The organism is Kitasatospora griseola, from assembly GCF_044999035.1.
Classification (GTDB): Bacteria; Actinomycetota; Actinomycetes; order Streptomycetales; family Streptomycetaceae; genus Kitasatospora; species Kitasatospora griseola.
Genome location: NZ_CP173360.1, coordinates 2,652,376 through 2,669,480, shown reverse-complemented (window position 1 = coordinate 2,669,480; position 17,105 = coordinate 2,652,376). Strand labels below are relative to the sequence as shown.

Genomic DNA, 17,105 nt, shown 5'->3' with positions numbered 1-17,105 from the left:
CGACTCCCCCTGCCGAGGGTGTATCCGGGCGGGGCCGGTGCCAAGCGGGACATCGGAAACTCAGAGCTGAACTTGAGCTTTCCGCCCCGCTGAACAGGACGGCCCGCAGGTGGGGGAAATTCAGCGGCGCGCAGGCGAACGACTGACTAACGTGACATGCCTATGACTTCGATGCCGTACGACATCCGCCCGTTCGCCCCCGAGGACGCCGCCGGGGCCACCGACGCCTACCGGGCCGGCCGACCGCACCTGGTCGTCACACCCGAGGTGACCAGCTGGCTCGTCGGCCTGCCGCATTACCACCTGCTGGTCGCCGAACGCGCCGGACAGGTGGTCGGCTCCGCGAGGTTCGGCCCGGTCACCGAGAGCACCGTCCCGCACCAGGGCTTCCTGAACGTCAGCGTGCTGCCCGAGCACCGCGGCAGCGGCATCGGCACCGCGCTGCTCACCGCCGCCGAACGCGAACTCGCCGGCCTCGGCGTCCGCGACGCCCACGGCTGGGCGGACGACACCCCCGAAGCCCTCGGCTTCGCCGCCGCCCGCGGCTACCGGCGGGGCCGCCGCGCCCAGTTCGCCGGCCGCGACCTCACCGTCCCGCTGCCGCCACTGCCGCCCACCCCGCCCGGCATCGAACTCCGCACCGCCGCAGACTTCCTGGACGACCCGTACCCCGTCTACCTGGTCGACATCGACGGCACCCGCGCCGAACCCGGCGACCTCGACCTGGCGGACCAGTCCTACGAGAGCTGGCTCGCCGAGATCTGGCAGCGGCCCGACCAGGACCACACCCTCACCACCGTCGTCCTCGACCAGGGCCGGGCGGTCGCCTTCTCCGCGGCCCAGACCGACGGCCGCAGCTACTGGTCCGCGTTCACCGCGACCTGCTCCACCCACCGCGGCCGCGGCCTCGCCAAACTCGCCAAGGCCCACTCCCTGCACCGCGCCCAGGCCCGCGGCCTGACCGCGGCGTACACCAACAACGACGGCGACAACGCGCCGATGCTCGCCATCAACGACTGGTTCGGGTACCGGGTCTGCGCGGAGGAGTGGAAGCACAGCCGCACGCTCTGACTCCGGGGGTGCCCTCGCCCGCTACTCGACGTCGACGCCGTGGTGGCGGGCCAGGCCCGCCAGGCCGTCGGACCAGCCCTGGCCGACGGCACGGAGTTTCCAGCCGTCGGCGGGGTGGCGGTAGAGCTCGGCGACGAGCATCGCGGAGATGGCCGGGTCGGTCGGTGGGCGGAAGGTCCAGCGGCCGGGGCCGGCGGCGAGTTCCACCGTCGGGTCGATCAGGTCCGCGCAGGTGGCGTCGCCGTCGGCGTCCAGGTTCACGGACACGGCCACGCGGTGGACGGTGGTCGGCAGGCGGTCGGTGCGGACCACCGCGCTGCCGTCGCCGGGTTCCAGGGTGACGGCCCCGGCGGCCGCGGTCGGCTGGTGGTAGAAGACGAAGTCCTCGTCGGCCCGGACCTTGCCGAGCGCGTCGAGCAGCAGCAGCGTCAGGTCGGCGTCCGCGCCGCCGGACCGGAAGCGGACCCGTACCTCGCCGTCGGGCAGCACGGTGTTCTGACCGGGCGTCAACTCCACGGCCGCAGGCCCGTCGGCCTGCCGGGCGGGGGCCGGGGCGGGGCCCAGTCGGCCGGGGAGGCCGTGCTCGCGGAGCAGGGCGAGCAGCATCGGGCCGTCCACCAGGGTGAGCGGCTGGCCCTCGGCGTGCTTGCGCGAGCCGGGGCCGAAGCCCGAAGTGGTCACCAGGATGCCGCGGTTGGCGCCCTGGCGGCGCATCGTGGACTCCAGGTCGCGGACGGCGCTCGGGGAGACGGTGTGCCGGTAGCGCTTGGCCTGGATGACGATCTTTCCGCCGGTGATCGGGTCGGGGTCCTCGGCGAGCACGTCCACGCCCTCGTCGCCGCTGCGGGCGGTGGTGCTGGTGCGGAAGCCGCGGCGGCGGAACAGCTCGGCGATCAGCTTCTCGAACTCGATCGGGTCCATCGCGAACAGGTCCGGCTCCTCGCCGTCCCCGGCGGAGGTCGCGGCGGCCGGGATCTCGGCCACCGTGTCGGCCTTCTCGGGCCGGGCGGAGAGCCGTCCGCCGAGCGCGTCCTGCAGGCAGTCCAGCGGTGCGACGCGGTCGAGGGCCAGTCCGGCGAAGGTCGCCCGGTCCACCTCCACCGCCAGCAGGCAGCGGTCGCCCTCCTGGCCGGTCGCCGGGTCCGGGGCCACCACGACGCCGTTCAGGCCGACGGTGGAGATCAGCCCGTCGGGGTCGGCCCGGAACACCTCCGCCAGGACCCGCAGCGCGCACTGCGCCAGCACCTCGCGGTAGATCTCCTTGCGCTGGCCGGCCGGCCGGGCCACCTCGTCCTCCCGGTCGTCGGACCGGACGTAGCGGTAGCGGCCGACCGTCGGCACCACGTCGAACGCGGGCAGTTCCCAGCGCACCACCAGTCGGCGGGTGTCCGCGTCCCAGGAGGCCTCGCCGTCGGTGGGGAAGCCGTCCGGCCAGTCCTCCCGCCAGTCGACGACCGCCTCGAAGTACTCGGCGACCGCCGCCGCCTCGCCCGCCCGCAGCCGCTGCGCGAGCCGCCCCGCCTGGGTGCTCTGCCCGGCCAGCAGGCGGTGCCGCTCGGCCGCCCACGCGTCGTACTGGGCGCGGTAGTCGGCGAGTTGGCGCTGCCGCTGCTGCTCGGCCGCCCAGGCCGCCTGCCAGTCGTACTCGAACCTGGCCCGGGCGTGCCCGGCCTGTTCCTCCCACTGGCGGCGCGCCGCCGGGTTGTATGCCTGAGCGCCCGTCAACGGCGGTACCAGGTACCAGTTCTGATCGGGCATCGGCACCGGAACGCCCAGCGGCCCCGGGTCGAACGGCGGGATCGCGCCCTGCCCGCCCCGGCTCTGTTCCGCCAGCGAGAACCCCGGACCGGCCAGCCCCGCCGCCAGCACCCCGCGCAACTCGGCGACCCGGTCGTCCAGTTCGGCCGTCCGACGGGCCGCGTCCGCGTCCCGCTGCTGCTGGTACGCCTTCAGTGCCTCGCGCTCGCCCCGCGCCGCGGCTCGCTGCGCCTCGCGCTGCGCCCGCTCGTGGTCCCGCTGTTGGGCGGCCGCGGCCTTCCGCTGCGCCTCGACGCGGCGGTGCTGCTCACGCTGCGCCTCCGCCAGTACCGACCACACCCCGGAAGACCGCCGCCGCGCCACGCCCGCCCCACCCACGTCCAGACCGAACAAGAGCGATCAGTCTTCCACGGGGGCGGGCGTCGGCGCTTCCTACTCGGCGGGCTTCAGCCGCAGCGAGATCGAGTTGATGCAGTACCGCTGGTCCGTCGGCGTGTCGTAGCCCTCGCCCTCGAACACGTGCCCGAGGTGGCTGCCGCACTTCTTGCAGCGCACCTCGACCCGGCGCATCCCGAGGCTGGAGTCCTCCAGGTACTCCACCGAGTCACCGGCCAGCGGGGCGTAGTACGACGGCCAGCCGCAGTGCGACTCGAACTTCGTCTCGCTGCTGAACAGCTCCGCGCCGCACGCCCGGCAGCTGTACACGCCGACGGTCCTGGTGTCGGTGTACTCGCCGACGAACGGGCGCTCGGTGCCGGCCTCGCGGAGCACGTGGTACTCCTCGGGGCTCAGCTCGGACCGCCACTCGGCGTCGGACTTCTGGACCTCGTAGCTCACGGCACTCTCCCGGGCTCGCCGTTCGACTCAGACAGCAGGTGCAACGTCCGCCAGGGCGCCCAGAATTTCCGGGCCCAGGTTGGTGACGTCGCCCGCGCCCATGGTCAGCACCAGGTCGCCGGGGCGGGCCAGGCCGGCCAGCACGGCGGGCGCGGCGGCGAACTCGTGCTCGGCCCGGACGTCCGCGCCGGCCCGGCGGGCCGCGTCGATGATCAGCTCGGCGGTGACGCCCGGGATCGGGTCCTCACGGGCCGGGTAGATGTCCAGCACGACCGAGCCGTCGGCCAGCGCCAGCGCCCGGCCCATCTCCTCGGCCAGCTGCTGGGTGCGGGAGAACAGGTGCGGCTGGAACACCACCAGCACCCGGCCCGCGCCCGCCGCCTCGCGGATCGCCTCCAGGTCGGCGGCCATCTCGGTCGGGTGGTGCGCGTACGAGTCGATCACCTGGACGCCGCGGGCCTCGCCCTTCAGCTGCAGCCGCCGCCGCACGCCGGTGTACGCGCCCAGCGCCTTCGCCAGCCCGTCCGCCGGAACGCCCAGCGCGACGCCCGCGGCCAGCGCCGCCACCGCGTTGTGCGCGTAGTGCCGGCCCGGCACCGAGACGGTGAACGTCAGCCGCTCGCCGCCCAGTTCGACCGTCACCTCGCTGGTCATGCCGCGCGCCGCCACCGACAGCACCCGCACGTCCGCGTCCTCGGCCGCGCCGACCGTCACCACGTTCAGGCCCGCCCGCCCGGCGACCCGGCGGGTCAGCTCACGGGCGCCCTCGTGGTCGGCCGACACCACCAGGGTGCCGCCGGGGACGATCCGGCCGACGAACGTCTCGAAGGACTCGTAGATCTCCTCCATCGACGCGTAGTTGGCGTGGTGGTCCAGCTCCACGTTCAGCACGATCGCCACCTCGGGCGCGTATTTGTGGAAGCTGCGGTCGCTCTCGTCCGCCTCCGCGACGAAGATGTCGCCCGCGCCGTGGTGCGCGTTCGACCCGGGCAGGTCCAGGTCGCCGCCGATCGCGTACGAGGGCTCCAGGCCCAGCTCGCCCAGGCTGACCGCCAGCATCGAGGTGGTGGTGGTCTTCCCGTGGGTGCCCGCCACCGCGAGCGCCCGACGGCCGCCCATCAGCGCCGCCAGCGCGTCCGAACGGTGCACCACCGGGACGCCCCGCTCCTGCGCCGCCACCAGCTCCGGGTTGTCGGCGCGGATCGCGCTGGAGACCACCACGCTGCTCGTCCCGGCCGGCAGGTGCTCGGCCGCGTGGCCGACGAACACCGTCGCGCCGAGCTCGCGCAGCGCCCGCACGGTGTCCGACTCCTTGGCGTCGCTGCCCGAGACGGTCGCGCCGCGGACCGCGAGGATCTTCGCCAGACCGGACATGCCGGCGCCGCCGATGCCGATGAAGTGCGGGGCGTGCAGGTCGTGCGCGGCGTCGTTCAAGGCTGGCTCCGTACTGGCGTGAGGAGGCGGAAACGGGTCGTCCCGTGGTCCCGCCTGCATCGCGGGACCACGGGACGATTCTGCCCTAATCGGGAGGCGGGTCAGGAGTCGCTGGCGAACAGCTTGAGTACGGGGACGCCGACCTCGTGCCGGGCGCGGGAGGCCCAGTCGCGGTGGAAGAACTCCTCGACGAAGTGCGGCGAGGTCAGCACCAGTACCTCGTCGGCCCGGTTCTCCTCCACCACCTCGCGCAGCCGCACCAGCGGCTGCTGCTCGACCACCTCGCCGACCGCCTCCGCACCGGCCCGCTGCAGGTGCCGCAGGCTGTGCTCCAGGGACTCCCCGGCGAGGCTGGGCCCGTTGCCGTCGTGCTCGTCGTGCTCGTGCACCGCCTGGTCGAGATGGCCGAGGGCCACATCGTCCAGGGCGCGCAGCAGTTCGTCCTGCTTGCCGCGCGGCTGCATCAGGACGACGAAGGACACCTGCTCGTCGCCGTGGAGAGTGGTGACGAGTTCCACGTCGGCGTCGGAAAGTGCCTTCTCGATCATCAGTACGGTCTTGAACACGTGAGTCCCTTCGCTGGTGCGGGCCCCCGGGTCCGGCATCCCCTCCTTTCATAGTGCCCGGAGGAAGGATTCCTCACGCTGCACACGCGCCACACGGAACACGTGGTCCACATCGGTCAGGAAGTGGCTCAGGTGAGCGCGGGGTCGCTCGGGGAGCGGTCCGGATCGGTCGGCCGCAGATAGCGGGTGAAGAGGAAACCTTTCTCCTCGATCAATGACACCAGCCGCATCCGCCGGACGTCCGCGATTCCCGGACCGTTCACGATCCTCGGTGAATCGCCTCCCGTCACCAGCGGGGCCACCGAGAGGCACAGCTCGTCCAGCAGACCGTCCGCCGCGAGTTGGCCGAGCAGACGGGGACCGCCCTCCGAGAGCTGCCGCCGCCAACCACGCTCCGTGAGCGCCGCGACCGCCCTCGGGAGGTCCACCGTGCCCGTTCCCGCGGTGATCACCTCGGCGACCTCGGCGGTCCGGGCCAGCCGGTCGGCCGGGGCGTCCGAAGTGGTGATCACCACCGTCGGGACCAGCGGCTCGGTGAACAGCGGCGCCGAGAGGTCGAGGTCCAGGCTCCGCGTCACCACCGCGATCACCGGGGCCGGCAACTGACCCGCCGCGGCGCGCTGCTCGGCGAACTCCTTCCGCGCCCGCCCCGGCCGGTACCCCTCCGCCCGCACCGTCTCGGCCCCCACCAGCACCACGTCGCACAGTGCGCGCAGCACCCCGAAGATCCGCTTGTCCGCCTCGCTGGACAGCCCGTCCGAGAGGCCGTCGAGCCGGGCCGCGCCGTCCAACGACGCCACCATGTTCGCCCGCAGCCACGGACCGTCCGCCGGATACGCGTACGCCCGGGCCAGCCACTCCAGGCTGCCGGGGGCGCCGGAGGTGTTGCCGATCAGTTGCTCCATGGCTCAAGTTTCGCAGTGGCGAGCACCACCGGGTGCCCCCTGCGCGGCCCGGTCTCGCATCCGCCGGCTCTCCCGCTCACCTGTACGCTTGTTCTCCGTGTCTGCACCTGCCTCGGAGTCCGAAATCCGTACCGTGACAGCCCTCGCCTCTCGGCGGCCGGTGGTTCCGGCCGAGCGGCTGGTGGCCGAGATGGTGCCGCCGCCGCGGTTCGCCGGCGTGAGTTTCGGCAGTTACCTGCCGGATTCCTCGCAGCCGAGCCAGTACGAGGCCGTGCAGATCCTGGAGGGTTTCGCGGCGAGCCTGAACGCGGGTGCGGAGCCGGTGAAGCGCGGGTGGTTCCGGCGGTCCGCGCCGGCGCCGAGCGGGCCCGCGGGGATCTACCTGGACGGCGGGTACGGCGTAGGAAAAACGCATCTGCTGGCGTCGCTGTGGCACGCCGTGCCGGGGCCGAAGGCGTTCGGCACGTTCGTGGAGCTGACCAACCTGGTCGGGGCGCTGACGTTCCAGGGTGCGGTGAAGACGCTGAGCTCGCACCGGCTGCTGTGCATCGACGAGTTCGAGCTGGACGACCCGGGCGACACCGTGCTGGTGTCGACGCTGCTGAGCCGGCTGGTGGAGAACGGCGTCAATCTCTGCGCGACGTCGAACACGCTGCCGGAGAAGCTCGGTGAGGGCCGGTTCGCCGCCGCCGACTTCATGCGGGAGATCCAGGGCCTGTCCTCGCACTTCCGCCCGGTGCGGATCGACGGCCAGGACTACCGCCACCGCGGTCTCCCGGACGCGCCGCCGCCGTACACCGACGCCGAGGTGACGGACCGCGCGGCCACCGCCCCGGGCGCTTCGCTGGACGACTTCGACGCCCTGCTGGAGCACCTGAAGGAGGTGCACCCCAGCCGCTACGGCGCCCTGCTGGACGACATCGGCTCGGTCTTCCTGCGCGGCGTCCGCCAGGTCGACGACCAGGCGACCGCGCTGCGCCTGGTGGTGCTGGCGGACCGGATGTACGACCGGGAGCTGCCGATCACCGCGTCGGGCGTGCCGTTCGACCAGGTGTTCACCGAGGAGATGCTGCGCGGCGGCTACCGGAAGAAGTACCTGCGGGCGGTGTCCCGGCTGGTCGCGCTGGCCCGGGACTCCGCCAAGTAGTCCGGCCCGTCCGGCCGCGCCTCAGTCGTTCAGGGTGACGCCCGGCAGCGGCCGGCCGTCTGCGTCGAACAGCGGCGTTCCGCAGTCGCAGCGCTCCCCGGCCAGGGTTTCGTCGGGCGGCAGCTGCCAGACCAACTGCTGCCCGCAGCCGGGGCAGTCCAGACAGACCAGGGTCGGCCCGGCGCCCCACGGCAGTACCGGGCTGTCCCGGTGGGTCAGCTCGGGCGGCTCGCCGGTTCGCGCGACCAGCACGGTGTAGGCGTCGTCGCCCTGGTGCACCAGCAGGAGCGTGCAGTCGAGGCCCGCCAGCACCGCGGACAGGTGGTCGAGCTGGCGGACGGGAAGGTCGCCGCGCCGCAGCGTCGGGCCCTGCTCGGCGGTGCGGCGGACGACGGTGTCGTCGACGTCCGCCGGGTCCGCCCCGAAGGCCCGTACCCGCTCGGCCACGAACGCCGCGAGCAGGCCGGGCGACTCCTCGCCGCTCCAGTCCATGGCGAAGACCACCCGGTCGATGTCGACCCCGCGGGCCCGTTCGTCGGGCGTGAGCACCAGTTCGTCCAGCTCTGTCATGCCGGGCACGCTAGCGGTGTCCGCCGACAGCCGGGACGAGCCCCGGACTGTCGGTGGCCGGTCGTACCGTGGATGCGTGCGTCCCATCACGAGTATTGAGCGGTCCGTGGCGCCCTTCGAGGTCGTCAGCCCCTTCCAGCCCAATGGTGACCAGCCGGCGGCCATCGCCGAGCTGGAGCGCCGGATCCGCGCCGGGGAGAAGGACGTCGTCCTGCTCGGCGCCACCGGTACCGGTAAGTCCGCCACCACTGCGTGGATGATCGAGAAGCTGCAGCGGCCCACCCTGGTGATGGCGCCGAACAAGACGCTGGCCGCGCAGCTGGCGAACGAGTTCCGCGAGCTGCTGCCGAACAACGCGGTCGAGTACTTCGTCTCGTACTACGACTACTACCAGCCCGAGGCGTACGTCCCCCAGACGGACACGTACATCGAGAAGGACTCCTCGATCAACGAGGAGGTCGAGCGGCTGCGCCACTCCGCCACCAACAGCCTGCTCACCCGGCGGGACGTCGTGGTGGTGGCGTCGGTGTCGTGCATCTACGGCCTCGGCACGCCGCAGGAGTACGTGGACCGGATGGTGCAGCTGAAGGTCGGCGAGGAGGTCGACCGGGACGCGCTGCTGCGCCGCTTCGTGGACATCCAGTACACCCGCAACGACCTGGCGTTCAGCCGCGGCACGTTCCGGGTGCGCGGCGACACCATCGAGATCTTCCCGGTGTACGAGGAACTCGCCGTCCGGATCGAGATGTTCGGCGACGAGATCGAGGCGCTGTACACGCTGCACCCGCTGACCGGCGAGGTGATCAGCCAGGACGATTCGATCTACGTCTTCCCGGCCTCGCACTACGTGGCCGGCCCGGAGCGGATGGAGCGTGCGGTCCGGGACATCGAGACCGAGCTGGAGCAGACCCTCGCCCGGATGGAGAAGCAGGGCAAGCTGCTGGAGGCCCAGCGGCTGCGGATGCGCACCACCTACGACATCGAGATGCTCCGTCAGATCGGCACCTGCTCGGGCGTGGAGAACTACTCGATGCACTTCGACGGCCGCGAGCCGGGCTCGCCGCCGAACACGCTGCTCGACTACTTCCCCGAGGACTTCCTGCTGGTCATCGACGAGTCGCACGTGACGGTCCCGCAGATCGGCGCGATGTACGAGGGCGACGCCTCGCGCAAGCGCACGCTGGTCGAGCACGGGTTCCGGCTGCCCTCGGCGATGGACAACCGGCCGCTGAAGTGGGAGGAGTTCCAGGAGCGGATCGGCCAGACCGTCTACCTGTCGGCCACCCCCGGCAAGTACGAACTGGCGCGCGGCGACGGTCAGGTGGAGCAGATCATCCGCCCGACCGGCCTGATCGACCCGGAGGTGATCGTCAAGCCGACCGAGGGCCAGATCGACGACCTGGTGCACGAGATCCGGCAGCGGGTGGAGAAGAACGAGCGGGTCCTGGTCACCACGCTCACCAAGAAGATGGCCGAGGACCTCACCGACTACTTCCTCGGGCTGGACATCCGGGTCCGCTACCTGCACAGCGACGTCGACACGCTGCGCCGGATCGAGCTGCTGCGCGAACTGCGGGCCGGCGAGTACGACGTGCTGGTCGGCATCAACCTGCTGCGCGAGGGCCTGGACCTGCCCGAGGTGTCGCTGGTGGCGATCCTGGACGCCGACAAGGAGGGCTTCCTGCGCTCCGGCACCTCGCTGATCCAGACCATCGGCCGTGCCGCGCGCAACGTCTCCGGCCAGGTGCACATGTACGCCGACAAGATCACCCCGGCGATGGACCTGGCGATCTCCGAGACCAACCGCCGTCGCATCGTCCAGCAGGCGTACAACGAGAAGCACGGGATCGACCCGCAGCCGCTGCGGAAGAAGATCGGCGACCTGCTCTCCACCATGGCCGGCGAGGACGTGGACACCGAGGAGCTGCTCGCCACCGGCTACCGCCAGCAGGGCAAGGGCAAGGCCCCGGTGCCCTCGCTGGGCCTCGACCGCAAGCCCGCCAAGAGCCTGCCCGCGGCCGAACTCGCCGAGCTGATCCAGGACATGACGGACCGGATGCACACCGCCGCCGCCGAGCTGCAGTTCGAGGTGGCGGCCCGGCTGCGCGACGAGGTCAAGGAGCTCAAGCGCGAGCTGCGCCAGATGCGAGAGGCCGGCATGGCCTGATCCGAACGGTCCGAAACGGCCGTCATGTCGTGGTTCTGCCACAGTCTCGCCGTCCCGGACCGGGGCGGCGGGGCGGCAGCGTAGGGTGGTGCGCGACCGGCGTGGGGCCAGGACGCTCCTGTCACGGCCGGTCGGGTGCGAGACCGGGGGCAACCCGGAGGAATGGGGTGGTCGGCGTGTCGGTGAGCCTGGCGAAGGGTCAGAGCGTCAGCCTGGCGAAGTCCGGCGGCGGAACTCTGAGCGTGGTCCGGATGGGTCTCGGCTGGAAGTCCGCTCCGGGCAAGCGCGGCTTCTTCAGCCGCCGCCCGAAGGAGATCGACCTGGACGCGTCCGCCCTGCTGTACGACGGCAAGGCGATGAGCGACGTGGTGTTCTTCTCGCACCTGGTCAGCAACGACGGGTCGGTGCAGCACACCGGCGACAACCTGGTCGGCGGCGTCGGCGCGGGCGAGGACGACGAGAGCATCCTGGTCGACCTGACCAAGGTGCCGCGCCGGGTCACCCAGATCGTGTTCACCGTCAGCTCGTACAGCGGCCAGAACTTCCTGGAGGTGCAGAACGCGCACTGCCGGCTGGTCGACGAGACCACCGGCCAGGAGCTGGCCCGCTACGACCTCACCGGCGGCGGCACCCACACCGGGCAGATCATGGCCAAGGTGGAGAGGGGGGGCACGGGCTGGAAGATGACCGCGATCGGCGCGCCCGCCACCGGCCGCACCTTCCGGGACATGCTGCCGTTCGTCGAGCCCTTCCTGTAGGCCCGACCGGCCCGACCCGGGGGCATCCCTTTACCTTCTTTACCTTCCCTTGGCGTTCCTGTTACTCTCGACGGGAGCGGAGGGGAGTATTCCCCGTTCAGTGACCCCGTCATCACGGCTGCCCGTCGCGGCATCCCGGGGCGCTGGCCGTGCGGCGCCGACCGATGGGCGCGCCGTGCGGCGGAAGAGACCTCCGGCAGTGACGATGTTCGCCTAGCTGCCGGAGGAGCAGTCATGGACGTTTCCGCAGGCCTGTGGGCCGGCACCATCGCGGTGCTGGCCCTGTTGATCCTGGCCGATTTCTTCATCGGCGGTCGCAAGCCGCACGAGGTCTCCATCAAGGAGGCCGGGATCTGGACCGCGGTCTGGGTCGTGCTGGCGGTGCTGTTCGGTGGATTCCTGTGGTGGTACGGCGGCGGGCAGCCGGCCGGGGAGTTCTTCGCCGGCTACATCACCGAGAAGTCGCTCAGCGTCGACAACCTGTTCGTGTTCATCCTGATCATGGGCAAGTTCGCGGTGCCGAAGATCTACCAGCAGCGCGTGCTGATGTTCGGTGTGATCATCGCCCTGGTGCTCCGGGCGGTCTTCATCGCCGGCGGCGCGGCGCTGGTCTCCAGCTTCTCCTGGGTGTTCTTCATCTTCGGCGGGTTCCTGATCTGGACCGCCTGGAAGCTGCTCAAGGAGGCCCGCGCCGAGGAGGAGGGCGAGGAGGACTTCGAGGAGAACCGGCTGCTCAAGTCGATCCAGAAGCGCGTCCCGTCCACCGACCAGTACCACGGCACCAAGCTGTTCGTCCGGGAGAACGGCCGCCGGCTGATGACCCCGATGCTGATCGTGATGATCGCGATCGGCACCACCGACGTGCTGTTCGCGCTGGACTCGATCCCCGCCATCTTCGGTCTCACCCAGGACCCGTACATCGTCTTCACCGCCAACGCCTTCGCGCTGATGGGTCTGCGGCAGCTGTACTTCCTGATCGGCGGGCTGCTGAAGAAGCTGGTCCACCTCTCCTACGGCCTGTCGGTGATCCTCGGCTTCATCGGCGTGAAGCTGGTGCTGCACGCGCTGCACGAGGCCGGGGTGCACGTCCCGGAGATCAGCATCCCGGTGTCGCTGGGCTTCATCCTGCTCACCCTGGCGGTCACCACCGTCACCAGCCTGATCGCCGCGCGCAAGCAGGACGACTCCGACAAGCCGGAGAAGATCGAGGCCTGACGGCACGCACGAGGGCCCCCGCTCCGGCGGGGGCCCTCGTGCGTGCGCTCACCAGCCGCGTTCGCGCCACTCCGGCAGGTGCGGGCGCTCGGCGCCCAGCGTGGTGTCGTTGCCGTGGCCCGGGTAGACCCAGGTCTCGTCCGGGAGGACGTCGAAGATCTTCCCGTTGACGTCCCGGAACAGCGAGTCGAAGGCGGCCGGGTCGCCCCAGGTGTTGCCCACCCCGCCCGGGAACAGGCAGTCGCCGGTGAACAGGTGCGGGTGGCCCTGCGGGTCGTCGTAGACCAGCACGATCGCGCCGGGGGTGTGGCCGACCAGGTGGCGGACGGTCAGCTCGATCTGCCCGACCCGGAGCACCGAGCCGTCCTCCAGCGGGACGTCGGTGGGCACGTCGATGCCCTCCGCGTCGATCCGCCCGGCCGCGGTGCGCGCCCCGGTGGCGGCGACCACCTCGGCCAGCGCGCCCCAGTGGTCGTGGTGCCGGTGGGTGGTGACCACCATGGCCAGCCGGCTGCCCACGGTCTCCAGCAGCACCGGCGCCTCGGCGGCCGCGTCGATCAGCAACTGCTCGTCGGTGGCCCGGCAGCGCAGCAGGTAGGCGTTGTTGTCGTACGGTCCGACCGCCACCTTGGTGATGATCAGGTGGGCCAGCTCCCGGACGTCCGGCGCACCGCCGACCCTGACCGTTCCGTGGTACGTCATCACGTCGCTCCTCGCTGCCGCTGGGGGTGTCCCGTCAACCGGCACCATCATCCCATCGGGGGCAGCTCGGGCAGGGCGGTGCGCGCGTCGACCAGGCCCTCGTGGCCCCGGTGCACCTGCAGGCCGTCGCCGTCCGAACGCCCGGACAGCCAGCCGGTGAGCGCCCGGACCGGGCCCTCGACGGTCAGCTCCGGCTCGCCCGCGCCGCCGAGCCGGGCCTCCAGTCCGGTGTCCTCGGCGATCAGCCGGACCACCGGCAGGCCGTCGAGGGCGCCGAAGTGGGTGCCCAGGCGCCGGAACTCGGCGATCGCGAACGGCTCCGACCAGTGCGCCGGGGTGTAGCCGGCGTTCAGGTCGACGTGGTGGTACTCCAACTCGGCCAGCCGCTTCCCGGGCAGCTGCCAGGCCGGGAAGGTGTAGCCGGAGCGGTGGGTGAGGGTGGCCTGCCAGTGCTCGGGGGCGAGCAGCCGGGCGGCGTCCACGAAGCGCTGCTGGCTGTCCCGGACGTCGGCCAGCTGCACCTCCAGCGGCCGGCCGGAGCCGGCCTCGATGTCGGCGTCCCGGGCGGCCGGGCTCGCGTACTGCGGGATGTCCCGGCCGGTACGGGCGCCGGTCAGCAGGTTGACCAGCGAGTCGGCGTTGCGGGCGATGTGCGCCAGCACGTGGCCGCGGGTCCAGCCGGGCAGCCCGGACGGTTCGAACACGTCTTCGGGCTTCAGCTCGGACAGGGTGTGCAGCAGGACGTCGGTGCTCTCGACAGTGGCCCGCAACTGCTCGGCTGCGGTGGTCGCGTCGCTCATCGGGTGGTGCCTTTCGACGGTCGGTGGAGCGGTTCCGGGCGGTTCTCGACCGGCCCGGGCCGTTGCCCGGAACGGTTGTCAGTCGTTGACGCTACCGTCGGCCGCGGGTGCCGTTCACTCAATTGGGTGGACCCCGCTGGACAGGTTCGGTATTCGAACAGATGAGCTAGTACGCTGGCGGGCGCATCCTGGAAGAAGCACACCTCACATTTCGACCCGGAGAAAGGCGCCAGTAGCAGTGGCAGACCGCCTCGTCGTCCGCGGTGCTCGCGAGCACAACCTCAAGAACGTCTCGCTCGACCTGCCCCGGGACTCCCTCATCGTCTTCACGGGCCTCTCCGGGTCCGGCAAGTCCTCGCTCGCCTTCGACACGATCTTCGCCGAGGGCCAGCGGCGCTACGTCGAGTCGCTGTCGTCGTACGCCCGGCAGTTCCTCGGGCAGATGGACAAGCCCGACGTCGACTTCATCGAGGGACTCTCCCCGGCCGTCTCGATCGACCAGAAGTCCACCAGCCGCAACCCGCGGTCCACCGTCGGCACCATCACGGAGGTGTACGACTACCTCCGCCTGCTGTTCGCCCGGATCGGCAAGCCGCACTGTCCGCACTGCGGCCGCCCGATCGCCCGGCAGTCGCCGCAGGCCATCGTCGACAAGGTGCTGTCGCTGGAGGAGGGCACCCGGTTCCAGGTGCTCAGCCCGGTGGTCCGGGAGCGCAAGGGCGAGTTCGTCGACCTCTTCGCCGACCTGCAGTCCAAGGGCTACGCCCGGGCCCGGGTCGACGGCCAGACCGTCCAGCTGACCGAGCCGCCCACGCTCAAGAAGCAGGAGAAGCACACCATCGAGGTGGTCATCGACCGCCTCACCGTGAAGTCCAGTGCCAAGCGCCGCCTCACCGACTCGGTGGAGACGGCCCTCAAGCTGGCCGGTGGCATGGTGGTGCTCGACTTCGTCGACCTCCCGGAGGACGACCCCGAGCGCGAGAAGATGTTCTCGGAGCACCTCTACTGCCCCTACGACGACGTCTCCTTCGAGGAGTTGGAGCCGCGGTCGTTCTCCTTCAACTCCCCGTTCGGCGCCTGCCCCGACTGCTCGGGCCTGGGCAACCGGATGGAGGTCGACCCGGAGCTGCTCGTCCCCGACCCGGAGAAGTCGCTCGACGAGGGCGCCATCCACCCGTGGTCGCAGGGCGCCACCAAGGAGTACTTCCAGCGGCTGGTCAACGCGCTGGCCGGCGAACTCGGCTTCCGCACCGACATCCCGTGGGCCGGGCTCCCGGTCCGCGCCCGCAAGGCCCTGCTGTACGGCCACAAGACCCAGGTCGAGGTGCGCTACCGCAACCGGTACGGCCGCGAGCGCTCCTACACCACCGCGTTCGAGGGCGCCGTCCCGTTCGTGACGCGGCGGCACTCCGAGTCGGAGAGCGACTCCAGCCGCGAGCGCTTCGAGGGCTACATGCGCGAGGTGCCCTGCCCGACCTGCAAGGGCACCCGGCTCAAGCCGGTGGTCCTCGCGGTCACCGTGATGGAGAAGTCCATCGCCGAGGTCTCCGCCATGTCGATCAACGACTGCGCGGACTTCCTCGGTGCGCTCCGCCTCGACGCCCGCGACAAGAAGATCGCCGAGCGGGTCCTCAAGGAGGTCCTGGAGCGGCTGCGCTTCCTGGTCGACGTCGGCCTCGACTACCTCTCGCTGAACCGCGCCGCCGGCACCCTCTCCGGCGGCGAGGCCCAGCGCATCCGGCTCGCCACCCAGATCGGCTCCGGCCTGGTCGGCGTGCTCTACGTACTGGACGAGCCGTCCATCGGCCTGCACCAGCGCGACAACCACCGCCTGATCGAGACCCTGGTCCGACTGCGGGACATCGGCAACACCCTGATCGTCGTCGAGCACGACGAGGACACCATCAAGACCGCCGACTGGATCGTCGACATCGGCCCCGGCGCCGGCGAGCACGGCGGCAAGGTCGTCCACTCCGGCTCGCTCAAGGAGCTGCTGAAGAACGACGAGTCGCTGACGGGCCAGTACCTGGCCGGCAAGCGCGCCATCCCGATCCCGGCCGCCCGTCGCCCGCGCGACAAGAAGCGGCAGATCGTGGTGCACGGCGCCCGCGAGCACAACCTCAAGGACGTCACGGTCGCCTTCCCGCTCGGCACCTTCACCGCCGTCACCGGCGTCTCCGGCTCCGGCAAGTCGACGCTGGTCAACGACATCCTCTACACCCACCTGGCCCGTGAGCTGAACGGCGCCCGCAGCGTCCCCGGCCGGCACACCCGGATCACCGGCACCGACCTGGTCGACAAGGTCGTGCACGTCGACCAGTCGCCGATCGGCCGCACCCCGCGCTCCAACCCGGCCACCTACACCGGCGTCTTCGACCACGTGCGGCGGCTGTTCGCGGAGACCCAGGAGGCCAAGGTCCGCGGCTACCTGCCCGGCCGGTTCTCGTTCAACGTCAAGGGCGGCCGCTGCGAGAACTGCTCCGGCGACGGCACCATCAAGATCGAGATGAACTTCCTGCCGGACGTCTACGTCCCCTGCGAGGTCTGCCACGGCGCCCGCTACAACCGGGAGACGCTGGAGGTCCACTACAAGGGCAAGTCCATCTCCGAGGTGCTCGACATGCCGATCGAGGAGGCCCTCGACTTCTTCGAGGCCGTCCCCGCGATCGCCCGCCACCTGCGCACCCTCAAGGAGGTCGGCCTCGGCTACGTCCGCCTCGGCCAGCCCGCCACCACCCTCTCCGGCGGCGAGGCCCAGCGCGTCAAGCTCTCCGCCGAACTCCAGAAGCGCTCCACCGGCCGCACGGTCTACGTCCTCGACGAGCCCACTACCGGCCTGCACTTCGAGGACATCAGCAAGCTGATCAAGGTCCTCGAAGGCCTGGTCGACAAGGGCAACACCGTCATCGTCATCGAACACAACCTCGACGTCATCAAGACCGCCGACTGGCTGGTCGACATGGGCCCCGAGGGCGGTTCCGGCGGCGGCAGCGTCGTCATCGAGGGCACGCCGGAAGAGGTCGCCGCCTCCACGGCCAGCCACACCGGCAAGTTCCTGAGGGACATCCTCCCGGGCGTCTCGGACGCGACGCCGGTGAAGCGCAAGAAGAAGTAGCCCCCCGCGAAGGCGGGCGGCGGGCGTCAACGAGGTCCGCCCGGGGAGAGCACGAGGCTC

At 71.2% G+C, this 17,105-nt stretch carries 14 protein-coding genes; 6 read left to right on the top strand and 8 right to left on the bottom strand.

Translation table 11 applies throughout. From position 1 onward, the window contains the following. The first annotated feature begins 156 nt into the window (after positions 1 to 156). Positions 157 to 1,071 (top strand): GNAT family N-acetyltransferase, encoded by a 915-nt coding sequence (locus tag ACI1MP_RS12125; protein WP_380339520.1) that lies wholly within the window; start codon positions 157 to 159, stop codon positions 1,069 to 1,071. 21 nt (positions 1,072 to 1,092) lie between these two features. Here the strand turns inward: ACI1MP_RS12125 and ACI1MP_RS12120 are convergent, their stop codons facing one another. The 5 genes from ACI1MP_RS12120 to ACI1MP_RS12100 form a co-directional block, all read right to left on the bottom strand. Continuing rightward, entirely contained in the window at positions 1,093 to 3,168 is a 2,076-nt protein-coding gene (locus ACI1MP_RS12120; protein WP_404868655.1) for a restriction endonuclease, read from the bottom strand. 93 nt (positions 3,169 to 3,261) lie between these two features. Beyond that, positions 3,262 to 3,666, bottom strand: coding sequence for a peptide-methionine (R)-S-oxide reductase MsrB (gene msrB, locus ACI1MP_RS12115; RefSeq protein WP_100589684.1), 405 nt, complete (start codon positions 3,664 to 3,666; stop codon positions 3,262 to 3,264). 27 nt (positions 3,667 to 3,693) lie between these two features. Next, positions 3,694 to 5,079, bottom strand: a complete 1,386-nt coding sequence (murC, locus tag ACI1MP_RS12110) for a UDP-N-acetylmuramate--L-alanine ligase (protein ID WP_380339642.1) — start codon at positions 5,077 to 5,079, stop codon at positions 3,694 to 3,696. Positions 5,080 to 5,201: 122 nt separating this feature from the next. Then, on the bottom strand, positions 5,202 to 5,666 hold the full coding sequence (locus ACI1MP_RS12105; protein ID WP_100589749.1) for an indole-3-glycerol phosphate synthase: 465 nt from the start codon (positions 5,664 to 5,666) through the stop codon (positions 5,202 to 5,204). 128 nt (positions 5,667 to 5,794) lie between these two features. Then, positions 5,795 to 6,571: a pyrimidine reductase family protein gene (locus tag ACI1MP_RS12100; protein ID WP_380339514.1), complete on the bottom strand. Its 777-nt coding sequence runs from the start codon at positions 6,569 to 6,571 to the stop codon at positions 5,795 to 5,797. A 190-nt stretch (positions 6,572 to 6,761) separates the two neighbouring features. Between ACI1MP_RS12100 and zapE the strand changes: the two genes are divergently transcribed. After that, the gene (zapE, locus tag ACI1MP_RS12095) at positions 6,762 to 7,718 is read left to right on the top strand and encodes a cell division protein ZapE (RefSeq protein WP_380339639.1); all 957 of its coding nucleotides are present in this window, start codon (positions 6,762 to 6,764) and stop codon (positions 7,716 to 7,718) included. 21 nt (positions 7,719 to 7,739) lie between these two features. Here zapE and ACI1MP_RS12090 read toward each other — a convergent pair whose 3' ends face one another. Continuing rightward, positions 7,740 to 8,288: a hypothetical protein gene (locus ACI1MP_RS12090; RefSeq protein ID WP_404868654.1), complete on the bottom strand. Its 549-nt coding sequence runs from the start codon at positions 8,286 to 8,288 to the stop codon at positions 7,740 to 7,742. Positions 8,289 to 8,364: 76 nt separating this feature from the next. Between ACI1MP_RS12090 and uvrB the strand changes: the two genes are divergently transcribed. The 3 genes from uvrB to ACI1MP_RS12075 all read left to right on the top strand — a co-directional run bounded on the left by uvrB (position 8,365) and on the right by ACI1MP_RS12075 (position 12,428). Further along, positions 8,365 to 10,455 (top strand): excinuclease ABC subunit UvrB, encoded by a 2,091-nt coding sequence (uvrB, locus tag ACI1MP_RS12085; RefSeq protein WP_043909990.1) that lies wholly within the window; start codon positions 8,365 to 8,367, stop codon positions 10,453 to 10,455. A gap of 176 nt (positions 10,456 to 10,631) precedes the next feature. Continuing rightward, the gene (locus tag ACI1MP_RS12080; protein ID WP_404868653.1) at positions 10,632 to 11,213 is read left to right on the top strand and encodes a TerD family protein; all 582 of its coding nucleotides are present in this window, start codon (positions 10,632 to 10,634) and stop codon (positions 11,211 to 11,213) included. Positions 11,214 to 11,447: 234 nt separating this feature from the next. Further along, a complete protein-coding gene (locus tag ACI1MP_RS12075; protein ID WP_404868652.1) occupies positions 11,448 to 12,428 on the top strand; it encodes a TerC family protein in 981 nt (326 codons plus the stop codon). 48 nt (positions 12,429 to 12,476) lie between these two features. On the opposite strand, the gene ACI1MP_RS12070 is transcribed toward ACI1MP_RS12075, so the two are convergent. Continuing rightward, entirely contained in the window at positions 12,477 to 13,130 is a 654-nt protein-coding gene (locus ACI1MP_RS12070) for an MBL fold metallo-hydrolase (RefSeq protein ID WP_404868651.1), read from the bottom strand. Between the two features lie 47 nt (positions 13,131 to 13,177). Beyond that, positions 13,178 to 13,930, bottom strand: a complete 753-nt coding sequence (locus ACI1MP_RS12065) for a maleylpyruvate isomerase family mycothiol-dependent enzyme (protein WP_404868650.1) — start codon at positions 13,928 to 13,930, stop codon at positions 13,178 to 13,180. A 238-nt stretch (positions 13,931 to 14,168) separates the two neighbouring features. On the opposite strand from ACI1MP_RS12065, the gene uvrA reads away from it, so the two are divergent. Next, the gene (gene uvrA / locus ACI1MP_RS12060) at positions 14,169 to 17,045 is read left to right on the top strand and encodes an excinuclease ABC subunit UvrA (RefSeq protein WP_380339502.1); all 2,877 of its coding nucleotides are present in this window, start codon (positions 14,169 to 14,171) and stop codon (positions 17,043 to 17,045) included. The last annotated feature ends 60 nt before the right edge of the window (positions 17,046 to 17,105 follow it).